A 14,276-nucleotide genomic window follows, 5' to 3' on the forward strand; every position below is an offset into this window, starting at 1 on the left:
AGGTGTATCGCGTGAATAACAACACAAGCTTTTCAGATCAAATTGAAAAGGCTGTTAGAGCGATGCAAGATAAAAACGGCCGACCTATATGCGATCGTAATAACGAGATACAGAAAATACAGGAGATACAAGAACTAGTGAAGCAGAAGACATCAGAGTATAAAGCCTTTCATTCAGAGGTTGAGAAGGTTGTCGAGGATAACAAGTCTTTGCGCTGTGCATTAGCTGAGACTATTGCAGAGAATGAACGATTGAAGAATGACATGCCCCGGAATATATTCGCAATGTCAAATGAATTATGCCGCATCAGGCAAGAGCTTATGGATTTGAGCGCGGATAACAGGCGATTGAAAGAAGACCGTCAGAAGTTGGTCGGAATGCTTGTGAAGTCATTCGCTTTAAACGTATCACTTATGGACGACTTAATGCCGGAATGGCGACACTTTGCGAAAGAAGAACTAGATGACTTAGAGGAGGCGTTAAAATGAAGCCGACAATCACGAAGGAACAGGCAGAGGCTATAGAAGAACTCCGATTAAGATTGAGCGATGAAGGAATATTGCTATCATATACAAATGATAGCTTAACAGTTGGCGATAATAAAAGCGGTTGTTTATATAATCTTGATTTATTAACATTAGCTGCTGCATTAATTAACGGTTATGAATCTGAACCGACACCTGAGGAAAAACTGCGGGACTATTATGAGCATATAAAAAGATCGCGGGATGAGAGGTATGTAGCAGGGGATATTGAAGCTAAACGCCATAATGCTGGAGTATTAACCGGAATACGCAATACACTTGACCTTCTCGGAATCGAAATCGAAGGGGTGAACGCGCGATGAAACGACCGACACCGTACGAATTAAACGAAGCAATATCAGCGCTACAGCTCGGCGTACCCGAACACCTTTATCATCACGTTTGGCGCCTTCTCTACGAAATCGAAGCCTTACGTGAGGAGGTCAGAAGATGATCGATAAATTGACGAAAGATCAACTCGAAGTAATCCGAAAGCGTTCGGAGAAGGCTACGGAAGGCCCGTGGCGAATCGGGAAGCAATCACCAAACGGATTAAATAATATCGGAACAATTGGCGGATTACTGACTGCACAAACAACGGATGAAGAGGACGCAAATTTCATCGCAAACGCCCGCCAAGATATTCCGTCGCTACTCGATCACATTACTTTTCTAAACGAAGTAATATCGAGCTGCCGATGCGCTGAGTGTGGCGATGAATTGGGGGAAGATTGGGCAACTAACAACGGAGTAGCGTTTTGCAATTACTGTGCTGGACTTAATTCTTTATGAAATCTGTATTTTAAAGAGAATGCGAGTTATCTTGAGGCTGAAAAAGGAGGTGGGAAAATGGGACAGGTGCTACACAACCCTGGACGGGGAGCTTAATAGGAACATTATAAAAGGTGGTGAATACAATGCCAGTAGTTTTATACGGATTTGGAAGAGGAGCATAAAAAAGAGAGGGGACAGACCCCTCTTGATTAATGAAATTGGCCATTCATACTTTGTTTAGCTAAGCGAACCAAACGTTTTGTAATCATGAACAATAAACAAAGGAGTGAAATGTATAGGCATTATTAAAGAACAAAAGGTTGAGGTCAGCTGGAATCCTATGACATCGAGACACTATCAAACACTAGGATATGAATTTACCTTTTGGAGGGATAAATTTCATGTGCCATATTATCATTTACCACTTACTTCTGAAAAAATGGTTTTAGTTTCTTGTGACAAAGAGAAATGCACAAATGTTAAGTCAGTTAAATATAATGAATTTAACCGGTTGTACAAAAATAAAAAATATGAATGTAAAAAACATAGCCATTCTTATTATGAGGATAAAGCGCGGGAAAGAGGGTTTATTTTAACATCAGAATACAAAGGTGTAAAAGGTAAAGTTGATTTGATCTGTTTAAAGAATGGTCATAAATCAACAAAATTGTGGTCTCAAATTAATAATGGATCTAAATGTTTAAAATGTCATCAGGAAAGCCTGAAATTGAGCATTGATTATATTAAAGAAGAATTCTTAAAGAAAAACTTATTGCTTTTATCAAATGAATACGCCCACGAAAAGAGCAAGTTAGCTTTTAAATGTAAGAATGGACACTATGGAGAAATTGCGTGGAACTATTTTCAACAAGGAGGGGGATGCCAGCAGTGCTATAGGAAGAGTCGTTTTAGAGAAGGTAATCCGAGGTGGAATAAGAATAAAACTGATACTCAGAGGATAAATGACAGAAAGTATCGTGAATATTTACAGTGGAGAAAGAAAGTTCTACAGAGGGATGATTACACATGTCAAAAATGCTGGCTTAAAAAGAAAAATTATTTAACTGCTCACCATATCTATAATTATATGGAGCATAAAGATATTCGACTAGAAGTTGATAACGGGTTGACCTTGTGTGATTCTTGCCATGAACATTTTCATAATACATATGGATACACTAACAACAATTATATGCAACTGTTTATGTACTTAAACAAAGAAGGGGGATAATATGAAAATCGATTATGTTTCAGATCTTCATATTAATCACTGGATACCTTGGAACAATAACCAAATCAAATGGGAAAAACGAACAAGGGAGATTATTAGAAGGTTAATATCGAATGGAAATGGAGAGGTATTAATCATTGCCGGTGACTTTACTGAGTGGAATCAACAGACACTGTGGGTACTTGATGAAGTAGCAAAGCAGTATGAAAAGGTTTACTTCACATATGGTAATCATGATCTTTATTTACTCAGTAAGAATCAGCAACGAAAATATTCCGATTCATTGGGAAGAGTGAAAGATTTAATTCAGAAGGCAGCAGACATCAATAATGTCACTCCATTAATAAAGTCTACGGATACATACAAAGGAAAAGTCTTTGCTGGAGATGTCATGTGGTATCTTCCAAAAGGAAATGAAGGATGGGATTTCTTCAAAGGTGTCTCTAATGATTCAAACTATATCAGTCTTAATGGATACAGCAAAGAAGATGGAGTACGAGCAATGTGGAAAGAATCAATGGGATGGTATGACACTCTTGAAAATGCACAAGTTGATGTATTTGTCTCACATGTTCCACCTGTTCACAATCCTTATTCTCCATTTGAGCCTAATACATGCTACATGGTTGATGTCCCGTTCATTAACGCAAAACATTGGGTTTGTGGCCATGATCATTTACAAGCTGAGTTTTATAAAGAAGGAACGAGCTTTCACATGAACTGCATTGGATATCCATATGACTATGATATGTATTCTAGAGTAAATGAGATACCAGGTAAGCAAGTTGATACGTATAAAACGTTTGAGTTGAAGACATTTGAAATATGAGGTGAATTCGTGAAGAAAAAATTAGATGATGTGTGGACAGTTGTATATAAAGATCATGATGAAGAACCTATGGCCTTTTCATACTATTCCAAAACAGATGCGGAGATTGCAAAACAGACAATTGAAAAATCAAACGGTACTCAGTTAGTTAATGAAAAGGAAGAAGTCGTAGGGCATATTCATTTAGACTGGGTCTATTTAATCCAAGGGAGGTTAATTAAAAGCGACTAGGATAGAGAAAATAAAATTCTAATTTTATACAGAAGGGAATTGAAGATATGGAGCTGAAATACGCAAGCGGAAAGCACTTAGAAAGAGGATGGACTTTATCATATGACTTGTTAGTATCAATTCAAAAGAAAATGGAAGAAAAATTTTCAGTAGATGAAATTCCTTCCTTAGAGCAAATTGAAGGAACATTAATAACGTTTGATATGTTATCTGTAAAAGAATAAATTGTTTATTTTTCGATTTTATCCAGAAAGGGGAAATGAAGAATGGATTACACAAAACTGTTAGAAGAAAAGTACCCAATTAGCATTATTCAGTATGTAAGACAGAGAGAAGGTTTAGATAAGGAAGATGTCTCCATGGATAAAGAAATTCTAGAAATGACGAACTCAGAAGTGTTTAGAGATGTCCTAGCTTGGAATGGCCTTCTTGGAGGATGGGATTATACAATTAAAGATTGGATTAAGAGCATTTATGGAATCGATCTTGATGACTTTGAAAAGTGAAACCATGCCATATGGACAATGCGATAAATGTTATCAATATGGACATTTGCAAAGACACTCATACGGAATCTTTTATTGGTATTTTTGCAAAACATGTAATTAACAGTAACAACAAAAGTTTCTTCTTACTTTGGGACTTCATAAACTAGAAAGGAGAGGGTTAAGTGGATAATAAAAAGAGGGGCGTAATTCACTTATACAAATATGACTTTGAAGATGGTAAATATGCTCTAAATATAGGCTGTGATGGGTCTGCCAACTTAGACATAAAGGCATTTAGAATAATGTTAAATCAATGCGTAGGACACCCCAATATGACACTATTTGATGATAAGTCTAAAAGAGATGAGAGGTATAAAAAAGCAAAAAGAATGCTTTTAGATGCAGGGTACACAATAGAAGAAAAATAGACAAATCGTTTCTAATTTTATACGGAAGAGAGGGATTGATACTATGATTGGGAAAGCATTATACAATAATTTGTGGTTTGAAGTTGCAAATATCAACTTTGACACAGGGCATATCATAATTAAAAACGACAGTGAAAACTCGTTGGGTTTGAGAATAGGTAAAACACTAACACTTGACCTTGATTACGTCGATGATGTAAAAATTGGACTTTTGCTTTAAATGAATAAAATGTTGATTCTATTGAGAATGGAGGGGTCTAAATGGAGCTACCTAATGAAAAATCAAATTTATCTTGGTTAGATGAAAGAACTATTATTCTTTCACCTACAGGCAGTTACGCATATGGAACAAACACAGAAGATTCAGACCGTGATTTCAAGGGAGTGTGTATTCCCCCAGAAGAGTATTATCTAGGTTTAGAATCCTTTAATGAATACCACACAAGCGGCGGAAAAAACTTTAAAAACACAAAGGACGACGTAGATATTAGCATCATTCATGTTAACAAGTTCATTAAAGATGCTATGAGCGGAGTACCTAACAATATTGAAATCCTATTTGTTAGTCCTGATAAATACCTAAAGTTAACTCGCCTAGGTCAGAAAATCATTGACAGCCGTCACTTGTTCTTATCAAAGCTTATTCAAAAACGTTTTGGGGGTTACGCCAACTCCCAGATCCAGAAACTGAAGAACAAGGTGTCTAACGGGAGTGGGAGACAGGACTTGATTGAGCAGTATGGCTACGATACAAAGTTTTTTATGCACGGTGTACGTTTACTTACCAGTGCAATTGAAATTTTAAAAACTGGTGATTTCAGTACTTACCGAACTAACAGAGAGCTACTATTAGACTGCCGTAATGGAAAATACTCTTTTGAAGAAGCTATGCAGATGATTGAGGAGTATGATGCTCAATTAAAGGTCGCTGCTGCAAATTCAGATTTGCCTAACGCCCCCGACTATAAAAAAATTAATCAACTGTTAATCGAAATTAATAAAGAGGGGTTAGAACTATGGAGGCCTAAGGGATGAAAGAGATATTTAAGAAATTAGGGTACATTCGTTTGACCAGCCTTATTCAGGGGTTTGTGGCCGGTGTTGCGACTTGTGTTGGGACTTATCTGATTTTAACTATTTGGGGGATGTGAGTCGAGAAAGGAGGGGTTGTTTGAAGATTAGTAATAAAGAGAGGGAAAAAGAATTGCGCAAAACGAGGGAGGACTGCTCCAATGATCAAAAGAGTTTTCGGTTTTAAATCAGACGATTGGAGACACATTTTTTTCTTATCAAGGAGTGCGACCAAGAATTTCTTTAAAGGTGATTTTCATGAAGCAACCGATGCACTTTATTGGATACGAGTACACTTGTCTTATGACTCAAATAAAGTAAGTTGAACATTAAATAAAATCGGTCTTTTGTTTAGAGTAAAAATAAAATTAGTATAGGTGAATGTATGGGTCTATTAAAAGATGAAAAAAGAAAAACTGGGGACTGTGGAGAGTTTCTAGTTTTATATGACTTAACTAAAAAGGGGTTTGAGCTTTTTTCCCCAATGAATAATGGAAGCTTAATTGATATTGTTGCTATAAAAAATGGTGCATCCTTTAAAATTCAAGTAAAAGCTTCTGATAAGGTTCTGAATGATAAATTGGTATTTGATATTCGCAGATCTAACAATGTGTATTCGAAAACTAGTTTTGATGTTCTTGCTTTAGTTGATACTGAAAACAATAAAGTCGCCTATTTGAAGTGGGAAGAGATGTATAACCGTAGCACAATAAAAATGAGAACTAGTAACTATAATAGGAATTTTCATAGCCCGCATACCACAGTACATTACTTTGATGATCATTTAGAATTTCCATATAGAGCGAATGATCCTGATATACTAGTTACCCATTAAGTGATAATGGACAATTACTTAATCAAGAAATGACATACATAATCGCATGATATAGTTACCATTTAGTAGCGAGACAATAAATTCAAATAACATAGGGAAAAGAGGCGAGAACAATTAACAAGCCTTATCATTCAATTCAAGCACTGTGTAATAAGATGGATAGGCAAATGAAAACAGCAAAGGAGGCCATTGAAGAAAAAGAATACGAAAGAGCCCACCGTAACCTAATCAACCTTTCAGATAATAATGAAGAATTGATGCAGGAAATCAGATGGGCTCGAAAAGGGATTAAGATTTAACTTTTCTTCTTTCTTCGTGGTTCCATTCGTACAGCTCTTCAATTGAGCAACCAATGGCATCAGCAAAAGTCATGCCTGTAGCTAAGTTCATATTAGCTTTAGCCCCACTTATATAATCGTGGATACGTTGTCTCGGATATCCTGTGCGTTTGAAAAGGTCATCAACTGTGAGGTCATATTCAAACATTAATTCATTTAAACGAGGGCGTAGAGGTGTCCATTGCTTCATTTCGTACACTTCTTTCAATATTAATTGACATAAAACAGTGTAACAAAGGTTTATTTTAATATCAATTCTGATTTCAATATTTTAGGAGAGTGATTGATTGGCAGGTACAAACCAAGGCAAGGTTTTTGAAGCAAATATAGAAAAATCAGCTGCAGATCAAAAGCTGTTCTTCTATAGAATTAAAGATGTTAACCCAATGTTTTTGAAAAGGGGAGCAGCTGTATCAAAAAACAAATACGATTGTTTCCTGCACTTTAAAGGTTATCTTTTTCCTTTTGAACTTAAATCAACAAAGAACAAGTCTGTATCTTTCAGTGAAAAGATCATCAAGCCACAACAGATTAAACATTTAAAAGAGGCAGCGCAATATCCAAACATAATTCCTGGTTTTCTATTTCAGTTTAGAGAGCCGGAAAACAAAGTTTATTTCGTACATATTAATGATTTCCTTACATATAAGAACATAGCTGAAAATCAGTTGTCACATACATATAAGAATAAAGTAAACAAATCCAGTATCCCAATTGCAATTTGCGAAGAGATCGGCACAGAAGTCCGTTCGATGAAGAAAAAAGTTAACTATACATATTACTTGAATAAGCTTTGCGATGATTTGATTAAAAAAGAACAGCAGAGTGTGAGTGCTGTATGAGTCAATTCGTTAAGTCATCTTCAAAGCAATCGTTTGAAATAGAAAAATATCATATAACGATTGAAAGCATGAATCAACCATCTGCTGAAGCAATTAAGAAAGTCAATTTAAAAGTGAATGAAGTAATGTCTAATTTATTAGCAAAAGAAAAGAGCCATTAATCTGGCTCTTTTTATTGTTGTACTTAAACTATAATGCTTGTGACGATTATCGGGATGACCTTAATGCCGGTCGCGATGAATCATATTGCCGGCGGGGAAGGCAGCGAGGATTTCGGTGATCCGGCTAACCTTGCCCTCGGATTTACGGTGCTCGTCATCATCGTGCTGCTTTATCGGTTTACAAAAGGATTTTTGAAATCCATTTCGATTTTAATCGGCATTGTCATCGGGACGGCCATCGCATATTTTATGGGAAAAGTGCAATTTGACAATGTGGCGAGTGCTGACGCAATTCAAATGATTAAACCGTTTTACTTCGGGACGCCGACATTTCATGCGGCACCGATTATTACGATGTCCATCGTTGCCATTGTCAGCCTTGTTGAATCAACCGGCGTCTATTTCGCTCTCGGTGACCTGACAAACCGGCGCCTGTCTGAACGTGATTTAGCAAAAGGCTACCGCGCGGAAGGCCTGGCGGTATTCATCAGCGGCATTTTTAATGCTTTTCCGTACACGGCTTATTCCCAAAACGTCGGCCTCGTGCAGCTGACGGGAATTAAGAAAAACGCGGTCATCGGTGTCACGGGCGCACTTTTAATGCTCTTCGGCCTTTTTCCGAAAATCGCAGCCTTCACGACCATCATCCCGTCTTCGGTGCTGGGAGGCGCGATGGTGGCCATGTTCGGCATGGTCATTTCCTACGGCATTAAAATGCTCAGTCAAATTGACTTTAAAAAGCAGGAAAATCTTCTGATCGTCGCGTGTTCGGTCGGATTGGGACTCGGTGTAACCGTCGTTCCCGATATGTTTAAGCACCTGCCGTCTTACTTAAATCTGCTGACCACAAACGGAATCGTCGCCGGAAGCTTTACCGCCGTGATTTTGAATATTATTTATAACATGATTCCTAAAACGAAAAAAACCCTTGATGTGACAAGGGTTCAAGAGGGTTAGTTATCCGTTTTTCTTTAAAATAACATCTTATTTTATCCAGATCGAGGATGCTTCCGAAAGTTGCTGAACTTTTTGCGAGGCATTCTCTTTCATTTTTTGAAAAAGAAACTAAATTGAGTGATGAGGCATCCGCCTTATTTCGCCGAAAAACCGTCCCGCACTATATGTACGTGAACGAGTATTTTGTGCACAGATCCTTACAAAAGAGAGTGAAAAGAAGGGAAAGCCCCTTCTTTTAATTAATCCATCCTTCAAAAGTTGCGCGATAGAACCCTTCGATTATCTCTACTTTCTTAAGGTAATAAGTAACACCATTCTTAACAGTTGTATTTGGGATATCCCATCTATGAAGGTAATCCATTGTAAAAGAATCTTTGGTCGCTTGTGTCGAAATTTTTGTTTGAGTTGAGTCGCTATTTGTATTGCCAGGGCTGGATGCAAAAGCAGGGGCAGCGGAAACGAGTAAAGCGAGAGACAAGGCAGAACCAGTTAAAACCTTTTTCAATTTCATTTTAAACACTCCTTTTTTAATACAATTGTATTATTACATAAAATACAAAAATGACCAAGGATTTTTTTGTTAATATTTTGTGAGTGTGAATTTAGTTAGGGGCAATCCTATCATTCACTGTTGAGGCTTTATTTCAGGATATTGATAAGTATATAGAGAAAAAGAGTTGAATATTGCCGGCCTCTGGTGATCTGCAGCTTTTGAGTGAGTGCTTGCTTTAGATATTTCAATGCTTTTCCAACGGGGAAGGTGCGATATGAAATTTAACACTGAAACAATTGTACAAAAGTAAAATCTTTATTTAAAATGTTATAAATACGAATTTTCAATATAGGAGGTTATCTGATGGCAGAAAAGAAAAAAGCTTTAATCATTGTGGATGTACAAAAAGCCTTTGATGATAAAAAGTGGGGAGAACGAAATAACGTAAAGGCGGAAGAAAATATCAGCAAAATACTGAAATTATGGAGAGAAAAAGGATGGACAGTCATATACATACAACATATTTCTGATAAACCTGGTTCTTTATTTTATCCAAAAAATGAGGGGGTTGCTATAAAGGAAATCGTTAAACCTATGGATAAAGAAGTCATTATAACCAAGAAAGTAAACAGCAGCTTTATTGGTACTAATCTAGAAGAGCTTTTAAAAGCAAATGATATAACAACTGTCGTAATCACTGGCTTGACTACACCGCACTGTGTTTCAACAACCACAAGGATGAGCGGTAATTTAGGATTTGATACATACCTGATTTCAGATGCAACAGCAGCCTTTGGAATGAGAGACCAAAATGATACATATTATGATGCAGAGACTATTCACAATATATCTCTGGCAACATTGCATGATGAATTCGCCACAATATTAACGACTGATCAATTAATCAATGATTTTATAGCCGGCTGAAAAGCATATTCAGGCGCATACAAGGACCTCGTCGGAAAATACGGGGAATACCGACTCTTTTCATCATCGCAATATCGATTGAAAAAAGGCATCTGCTTCAGATGCTTTTTTTGTTTCTTGTAAACCGGTTTCGGTAAAAAATGATCGGCGGTTAACGGTCTGATTCGGCTTCGGTTTTGAATAACAAAAGGCTTACTAATCCGCGAATTATTCAAGATTTTTTGGCTTGTGCTGAGTCTGGTGTTTTTTGATTTCCTCGAATATATTGGCTTGATCATCTTTTTGAGGCCGAGGCTCTTTGTTAAGACATTTTGGATCGATCACATTTTTAAGATCTTTGATGGTTTACAGTCATCTTTTAATTCGTAGTCTAATTGTCCATTAGTTTCTAAAGTGGCATATATATCGGATCAATTATTAAGGTCAGTGAAACTAGAAAAAGGGGACAGAGCCCCCTTCATATTCGTAACAGCGCTCATCATTCCCATACCAGATTCCGTTCCAGAAAGAAACTCCTTTTAGATACCAATTGTTGATACCGTCCAGCAGTTGCAAAAGCAGGAGATGCTGATACAAGTAGAGCAAGAGATAATACAGAATCTGTCATAATTTTCAATTTTGACACTTCTTAGATACATGTTAGCAATCATTTATTCTCTCATCTGCACGGTAACATACGGATTATTTTTAGTTATTACTTAAGACAAACTTTCCGCCCGTCATTTCCGCCCGTCATGAAAAATCAGCTTTTGTAGACGGCTGTCCAAGTGCCATCAGCACCATGGAAGGTGATGTTGTCTAAATAATAGGTGATTCCATTCCGGTAAATTGAAGTAGGATAATCAGGGCCAGAACCATTAAGTATGAACGTCGCCAAAGCAGATACTTCCTTCGTTTTACTTTCTGCAGAAGGTGTATCAGCAGGACCTGCGGCAAAAGCAGGGGCGGCAGAACAGAGTAAAGCGAGTGATAGGGCTGAGCCGGCTAAAGTTTTTTTCATTTTCATTGTAAACACTCCTTTTCTTTTTTTAATACAATTGTATTATTACATATTATGTTAAATAAGTACATGCTTATCTTTGTTAATTTTTTGTGAACAAACAGATAATCTATTTAAACGCAGAGTTGAAATAAGTATGATGATGAAGCAATTATCATCTATAAAAATAAGATCAGGAAGTAGCTGATTTTCTCAAAAATCATCTGCTCTTGCGAAATGAGGAGTTGCATGACATTTACGGCACGGGCGGTAGCCATTATCAAACAGATACCTGAAGGAAAAGTGATGACGTATGGTCAAATTGCCGGTCTTGCGGGAAGTCCGCGGGGAGCGAGGCAGGTTGTGCGGATTCTTCACTCCATGAGTAAAAAGCATCATCTTCCTTGGCACAGGGTCATCAATGCAAAGGGCGAAATCGGATTGAGAGATGAAGAGATGTTTTCCGTACAGAAGCTGTCTCTTGAAGCTGAGGGGGTAGCGGTCACGTCAGACGGACGGATCGATCTCAATTTATACGTCTATGATCCGAATATGTAAAAAAACCTGCCGTATATCGGCAGGTTTTTCAGTTATATGCTTTGAGCCGGCCAGAAAGGTTTTGCCGGATATAAGGCCATTCCTCCCGAAGGATGGAGTAGTAGGCGGTATCTCTGAGGCCGCCGTCGACAGCCGGAATGTGTGCGCGGCGGATCCCTTCAAATTGGGCTCCGATCCGCAAAATCGCAGTCCGTGAGCGCTGGTTGCGAACGTCGGTTTTCAGCGTCACCCTGACAGCTTGCCACACGTCAAACGCATGGGTCAGCATCAGAAGTTTACATTCCGTATTGACACCGGTCCGCTGCACGGCAGAGGCATACCAAGTGCTGCCGATCTCACATACTTCCGGAGCTGCATCTGTCGGCCGCGTAAACACTTCCACATCAATAAACCTCGTGCTCCCGACGATTCGGTCTGTTTCAAGACTCCGTACTGCAAAAGGCAATGCAAGTCTTTTTTCATAATCGGAAAGCGCGCGCTCAATATAACGCTTTGTTTCTTCGATTCCGTCAGGAACATGGGTGTAAGCGTAAGTCGTCCTATTTTCTGAAGCAGCGTCACAAAGTGCTTGAGTGTGATCAATCGCCAGCGGCTCTAACTGTACGAGTGACCCTCTAAGAATGACAGGCTTCAGCATTCTTATCACAACCTTTTTTTTATGAATGGATCAAGTATAGTCGAACGGTTTCTTATTCAAAAGGGCCAATTTCCTATTAAAATGGCATGTCAGTGAAATCCTCGATTCACACTTATGCATACATTCAGGAAAAAAGCGGAAAACTTTATGTAAAGAGGTGATGGGCATGGCATATGTGTTATCTGTCGGAACGAGCATTCCGAAGTATCATGTCTCGCAAGAAACGGCGGCGGATTTTGCGAGAGGGATGTTTGCCGATTCATTTAAGGATATTGACCGGCTGTTAAAAGCCTTTCAAAACGGCGAAATTGAATCAAGGCAGTTTGTCCGGCCGATTGAATGGTATAAAACGGCACGGGGTTTTTCAGAAAAAAACCGGCTGTATACGGAAGAAACCGTCAAGCACAGTGCGGATGCGGCACTTGATTGTTTAACAAACCCGGATTGTTTAACAAATCCCTTTCCGTATGAAAAAGTGGATGCGATCTTTTTTATTTCCAGCACCGGGCTTTCGACACCCAGCATTGAAGCGAAAGTGATGAATCAGCTTCCGTTTTCTGCGAAAACAAAACGGATACCGATCTGGGGTTTAGGATGCGCGGGCGGAGCGGCCGGCCTGTCCAGGGCATACGAATACTGCCGCGCGTATCCTGAAGCATACGTGCTTGTCATCGCGGCTGAACTCTGCAGCTTAACGTTTCAGCCGAACGACAAGTCAAAAAGCAACTTAATCGGAACTTCCCTGTTTGCGGACGGAATTGCCGCAGTACTAATCGGAGGAGAAAAGGCGAACCGAAACGACGTCAAACAGCCGCTTCTTCCGCGGATATTCGCCACTCAATCGGTGATGATGCCGGATGCGGAAGATGTGATGGGCTGGGAATTCACGGACAGCGGTTTTCAAGTCATTTTTTCAAGAGATATTCCCACCCTGGTTTCACAGTGGCTGAAGGACAATGTTGATGAATTTTTACTTGAATATGGCGTCAGTCCTCACGACATTAAAACCTTTCTTGCCCATCCCGGCGGGAAAAAGGTCATTGATGCCTATTTAACGAGTCTTTCAATGGACACCGGGCAGCTTGCGGCATCTCGGAAGGTGCTGCAAAAACACGGGAACATGTCTTCCGCAACTATTTTTCATGTGATAAAAGAACAGTTGCTCCACGGACGGCAGAAAGAAAACGAAAAAGGGCTGATCGGCGCTCTCGGGCCGGGATTTTCGTCTGAGCTTTTGCTGTTCGGCTGGGAAAAGGGGGCTTCTTAATGTTTTGGCTGTTTATCATGCTGCTTGCGGCCCAGCGGATTGCGGAGATGATCGTGGCCCGGCGCAATGAGCAAAAGGTGAAAAAGCAAGGCGCAGTCGAATACGGAGAAGGACATTATCCCTTTCTCGTCCTGATGCATGTGCTCTTTTTTGTCTCTCTTACAGCTGAGGTGGCGGCGTTTCAAAAAACGCTTTCTCCAAGGTGGGCCGCCATTATATGTATCATTTTATTTGTACAGGGGATCAGGTATTGGGCGCTATTATCATTAGGACGGTATTGGAATACGAAAATCCTTGTCGTGCCGGATGCGGAGCTTGTCAGAAAGGGGCCGTACAGGTGGATGAAGCACCCGAACTACGCGGTCGTCATCTTAGAATTTATTTTTCTGCCGCTGTTATACGGAGCGTATTGGACACTGTTTCTCTTTTCGATTCTCAATGCCTGCATGCTCACTGTGAGGATTCGCGCCGAAGAGAAAGCGCTAGAAGAAAACACCGCAAAATAGAGATTGAAAATCATTCTCACTCATGATAAGATGTAAATATGAAAATGATTCTCATTCAAGGTGGTGCCGAAAATGACAATGTTATTTTTATTTGCAGCCGTTTGTACATACAGTGTTTTAATTGGTTTCGTATTGAAAAAAGTTTCGAATAAATCGATGTCTTCTTAAACATCTGCGGTTTTTCCTGCCGCGGGTGTTTT

Annotated in this window: 25 protein-coding genes and 1 pseudogene; 22 read left to right on the top strand and 4 right to left on the bottom strand. The window is 39.1% G+C overall.

Translation table 11 applies throughout. From position 1 onward, the window contains the following. Positions 1-11: 11 nt before the first annotated feature. The 14 genes from K3G25_RS08195 (at position 12) to K3G25_RS08255 (ending at position 6,710) form a co-directional block, all read left to right on the top strand. A complete protein-coding gene (locus tag K3G25_RS08195; RefSeq protein WP_029974559.1) occupies positions 12-488 on the top strand; it encodes a hypothetical protein in 477 nt (158 codons plus the stop codon). Then, positions 485-847 (top strand): hypothetical protein, encoded by a 363-nt coding sequence (locus K3G25_RS08200; RefSeq protein ID WP_029974562.1) that lies wholly within the window; start codon positions 485-487, stop codon positions 845-847. The genes K3G25_RS08195 and K3G25_RS08200 overlap by 4 nt, the downstream gene beginning before the upstream one ends. Then, positions 844-978, top strand: coding sequence for a hypothetical protein (locus K3G25_RS20730; RefSeq protein WP_257738665.1), 135 nt, complete (start codon positions 844-846; stop codon positions 976-978). The genes K3G25_RS08200 and K3G25_RS20730 overlap by 4 nt, the downstream gene beginning before the upstream one ends. Continuing rightward, positions 975-1,316, top strand: coding sequence for a hypothetical protein (locus K3G25_RS08205; protein ID WP_014417970.1), 342 nt, complete (start codon positions 975-977; stop codon positions 1,314-1,316). The genes K3G25_RS20730 and K3G25_RS08205 overlap by 4 nt, the downstream gene beginning before the upstream one ends. A 322-nt stretch (positions 1,317-1,638) precedes the next feature. After that, complete coding sequence (locus K3G25_RS08210) at positions 1,639-2,529, top strand: HNH endonuclease (protein ID WP_232489668.1); 891 nt, start codon at positions 1,639-1,641, stop codon at positions 2,527-2,529. Position 2,530: 1 nt separating this feature from the next. Continuing rightward, positions 2,531-3,358, top strand: coding sequence for a metallophosphoesterase family protein (locus K3G25_RS08215; protein ID WP_029974568.1), 828 nt, complete (start codon positions 2,531-2,533; stop codon positions 3,356-3,358). A 9-nt stretch (positions 3,359-3,367) separates the two neighbouring features. Further along, positions 3,368-3,589, top strand: coding sequence for a hypothetical protein (locus K3G25_RS08220; RefSeq protein WP_029974570.1), 222 nt, complete (start codon positions 3,368-3,370; stop codon positions 3,587-3,589). Between the two features lie 47 nt (positions 3,590-3,636). Further along, positions 3,637-3,813, top strand: coding sequence for a hypothetical protein (locus tag K3G25_RS08225; RefSeq protein ID WP_158524816.1), 177 nt, complete (start codon positions 3,637-3,639; stop codon positions 3,811-3,813). 42 nt (positions 3,814-3,855) lie between these two features. Beyond that, the gene (locus K3G25_RS08230; RefSeq protein ID WP_022553166.1) at positions 3,856-4,095 is read left to right on the top strand and encodes a hypothetical protein; all 240 of its coding nucleotides are present in this window, start codon (positions 3,856-3,858) and stop codon (positions 4,093-4,095) included. Between the two features lie 164 nt (positions 4,096-4,259). Then, positions 4,260-4,505 carry a hypothetical protein gene (locus K3G25_RS08235; RefSeq protein WP_029974572.1) on the top strand — a complete coding sequence of 82 codons (246 nt, stop codon included), beginning with the start codon at positions 4,260-4,262 and terminating at the stop codon, positions 4,503-4,505. 43 nt (positions 4,506-4,548) lie between these two features. Beyond that, a complete protein-coding gene (locus K3G25_RS08240) occupies positions 4,549-4,725 on the top strand; it encodes a hypothetical protein (RefSeq protein ID WP_158524817.1) in 177 nt (58 codons plus the stop codon). Positions 4,726-4,766: 41 nt separating this feature from the next. Then, positions 4,767-5,540: a nucleotidyltransferase domain-containing protein gene (locus tag K3G25_RS08245; RefSeq protein ID WP_232489669.1), complete on the top strand. Its 774-nt coding sequence runs from the start codon at positions 4,767-4,769 to the stop codon at positions 5,538-5,540. A 421-nt stretch (positions 5,541-5,961) separates the two neighbouring features. Continuing rightward, a complete protein-coding gene (locus K3G25_RS08250; RefSeq protein WP_232489670.1) occupies positions 5,962-6,411 on the top strand; it encodes a group I intron-associated PD-(D/E)XK endonuclease in 450 nt (149 codons plus the stop codon). A gap of 113 nt (positions 6,412-6,524) precedes the next feature. Beyond that, positions 6,525-6,710 (top strand): hypothetical protein, encoded by a 186-nt coding sequence (locus K3G25_RS08255; RefSeq protein ID WP_232489740.1) that lies wholly within the window; start codon positions 6,525-6,527, stop codon positions 6,708-6,710. Here K3G25_RS08255 and K3G25_RS08260 read toward each other — a convergent pair. Beyond that, positions 6,700-6,939, bottom strand: coding sequence for a helix-turn-helix domain-containing protein (locus K3G25_RS08260; RefSeq protein WP_014470254.1), 240 nt, complete (start codon positions 6,937-6,939; stop codon positions 6,700-6,702). The two genes, K3G25_RS08255 and K3G25_RS08260, sit on opposite strands and share 11 nt — an antisense overlap. A gap of 97 nt (positions 6,940-7,036) precedes the next feature. On the opposite strand from K3G25_RS08260, the gene K3G25_RS08265 reads away from it, so the two are divergent. The 3 genes and pseudogenes from K3G25_RS08265 to K3G25_RS08275 form a co-directional block, all read left to right on the top strand. Beyond that, a complete protein-coding gene (locus K3G25_RS08265; RefSeq protein WP_232489671.1) occupies positions 7,037-7,591 on the top strand; it encodes a Holliday junction resolvase RecU in 555 nt (184 codons plus the stop codon). After that, positions 7,588-7,752 (top strand): hypothetical protein, encoded by a 165-nt coding sequence (locus tag K3G25_RS08270; protein WP_232489672.1) that lies wholly within the window; start codon positions 7,588-7,590, stop codon positions 7,750-7,752. Before K3G25_RS08265 ends, K3G25_RS08270 begins: the two co-directional genes overlap by 4 nt. A 36-nt stretch (positions 7,753-7,788) precedes the next feature. Next, a pseudogene (locus K3G25_RS08275) lies at positions 7,789-8,709 on the top strand (nucleobase:cation symporter-2 family protein); the annotation flags it as partial. A gap of 235 nt (positions 8,710-8,944) precedes the next feature. Here K3G25_RS08275 and K3G25_RS08280 read toward each other — a convergent pair. Next, complete coding sequence (locus tag K3G25_RS08280) at positions 8,945-9,220, bottom strand: hypothetical protein (protein WP_007409505.1); 276 nt, start codon at positions 9,218-9,220, stop codon at positions 8,945-8,947. Between the two features lie 345 nt (positions 9,221-9,565). Between K3G25_RS08280 and K3G25_RS08285 the strand changes: the two genes are divergently transcribed. Next, entirely contained in the window at positions 9,566-10,129 is a 564-nt protein-coding gene (locus K3G25_RS08285) for a cysteine hydrolase family protein (protein WP_072177197.1), read from the top strand. A 742-nt stretch (positions 10,130-10,871) separates the two neighbouring features. On the opposite strand, the gene K3G25_RS08290 is transcribed toward K3G25_RS08285, so the two are convergent. Then, complete coding sequence (locus K3G25_RS08290) at positions 10,872-11,135, bottom strand: hypothetical protein (protein ID WP_017418009.1); 264 nt, start codon at positions 11,133-11,135, stop codon at positions 10,872-10,874. Positions 11,136-11,357: 222 nt separating this feature from the next. On the opposite strand from K3G25_RS08290, the gene K3G25_RS08295 reads away from it, so the two are divergent. Continuing rightward, a complete protein-coding gene (locus K3G25_RS08295) occupies positions 11,358-11,666 on the top strand; it encodes an MGMT family protein (protein ID WP_014418174.1) in 309 nt (102 codons plus the stop codon). 28 nt (positions 11,667-11,694) lie between these two features. Here the strand turns inward: K3G25_RS08295 and K3G25_RS08300 are convergent, their stop codons facing one another. Further along, positions 11,695-12,303 (bottom strand): GNAT family N-acetyltransferase, encoded by a 609-nt coding sequence (locus K3G25_RS08300; protein ID WP_100261851.1) that lies wholly within the window; start codon positions 12,301-12,303, stop codon positions 11,695-11,697. A 166-nt stretch (positions 12,304-12,469) separates the two neighbouring features. Between K3G25_RS08300 and K3G25_RS08305 the strand changes: the two genes are divergently transcribed. From K3G25_RS08305 to fbpC, 3 genes are all read left to right on the top strand, one after another. After that, entirely contained in the window at positions 12,470-13,570 is a 1,101-nt protein-coding gene (locus K3G25_RS08305; RefSeq protein WP_100261850.1) for a type III polyketide synthase, read from the top strand. Further along, entirely contained in the window at positions 13,570-14,076 is a 507-nt protein-coding gene (locus K3G25_RS08310; RefSeq protein ID WP_003153565.1) for an isoprenylcysteine carboxyl methyltransferase family protein, read from the top strand. Before K3G25_RS08305 ends, K3G25_RS08310 begins: the two co-directional genes overlap by 1 nt. A gap of 72 nt (positions 14,077-14,148) precedes the next feature. Further along, a complete protein-coding gene (fbpC, locus tag K3G25_RS08315; protein WP_025284905.1) occupies positions 14,149-14,244 on the top strand; it encodes a Fur-regulated basic protein FbpC in 96 nt (31 codons plus the stop codon). Positions 14,245-14,276: the final 32 nt, after the last annotated feature.

Origin of the sequence: Bacillus sp. FCW2, from assembly GCF_021228595.1 — a bacterium.
Classification (GTDB): Bacteria; Bacillota; Bacilli; order Bacillales; family Bacillaceae; genus Bacillus; species Bacillus velezensis.

Bases quoted from the DNA above. Each gene is read 5' to 3' on its own strand.
- K3G25_RS08200 (WP_029974562.1), top strand. From the start codon at position 485: ATGAAGCCGACAATCACGAAGGAACAGGCAGAGGCTATAGAAGAACTC.
- K3G25_RS20730 (WP_257738665.1), top strand. From the start codon at position 844: ATGAAACGACCGACACCGTACGAATTAAACGAAGCAATATCAGCGCTA.
- K3G25_RS08205 (WP_014417970.1), top strand. From the start codon at position 975: ATGATCGATAAATTGACGAAAGATCAACTCGAAGTAATCCGAAAGCGT.
- K3G25_RS08210 (WP_232489668.1), top strand. From the start codon at position 1,639: ATGACATCGAGACACTATCAAACACTAGGATATGAATTTACCTTTTGG.
- K3G25_RS08215 (WP_029974568.1), top strand. From the start codon at position 2,531: ATGAAAATCGATTATGTTTCAGATCTTCATATTAATCACTGGATACCT.
- K3G25_RS08225 (WP_158524816.1), top strand. From the start codon at position 3,637: ATGGAGCTGAAATACGCAAGCGGAAAGCACTTAGAAAGAGGATGGACT.
- K3G25_RS08230 (WP_022553166.1), top strand. From the start codon at position 3,856: ATGGATTACACAAAACTGTTAGAAGAAAAGTACCCAATTAGCATTATT.
- K3G25_RS08240 (WP_158524817.1), top strand. From the start codon at position 4,549: ATGATTGGGAAAGCATTATACAATAATTTGTGGTTTGAAGTTGCAAAT.
- K3G25_RS08245 (WP_232489669.1), top strand. From the start codon at position 4,767: ATGGAGCTACCTAATGAAAAATCAAATTTATCTTGGTTAGATGAAAGA.
- K3G25_RS08250 (WP_232489670.1), top strand. From the start codon at position 5,962: ATGGGTCTATTAAAAGATGAAAAAAGAAAAACTGGGGACTGTGGAGAG.
- K3G25_RS08260 (WP_014470254.1), bottom strand. From the start codon at position 6,939: ATGAAGCAATGGACACCTCTACGCCCTCGTTTAAATGAATTAATGTTT.
- K3G25_RS08270 (WP_232489672.1), top strand. From the start codon at position 7,588: ATGAGTCAATTCGTTAAGTCATCTTCAAAGCAATCGTTTGAAATAGAA.
- K3G25_RS08280 (WP_007409505.1), bottom strand. From the start codon at position 9,220: ATGAAATTGAAAAAGGTTTTAACTGGTTCTGCCTTGTCTCTCGCTTTA.
- K3G25_RS08285 (WP_072177197.1), top strand. From the start codon at position 9,566: ATGGCAGAAAAGAAAAAAGCTTTAATCATTGTGGATGTACAAAAAGCC.
- K3G25_RS08290 (WP_017418009.1), bottom strand. From the start codon at position 11,135: ATGAAAATGAAAAAAACTTTAGCCGGCTCAGCCCTATCACTCGCTTTA.
- K3G25_RS08295 (WP_014418174.1), top strand. From the start codon at position 11,358: ATGACATTTACGGCACGGGCGGTAGCCATTATCAAACAGATACCTGAA.
- K3G25_RS08300 (WP_100261851.1), bottom strand. From the start codon at position 12,303: ATGCTGAAGCCTGTCATTCTTAGAGGGTCACTCGTACAGTTAGAGCCG.
- K3G25_RS08305 (WP_100261850.1), top strand. From the start codon at position 12,470: ATGGCATATGTGTTATCTGTCGGAACGAGCATTCCGAAGTATCATGTC.
- K3G25_RS08310 (WP_003153565.1), top strand. From the start codon at position 13,570: ATGTTTTGGCTGTTTATCATGCTGCTTGCGGCCCAGCGGATTGCGGAG.
- fbpC (WP_025284905.1), top strand. From the start codon at position 14,149: ATGACAATGTTATTTTTATTTGCAGCCGTTTGTACATACAGTGTTTTA.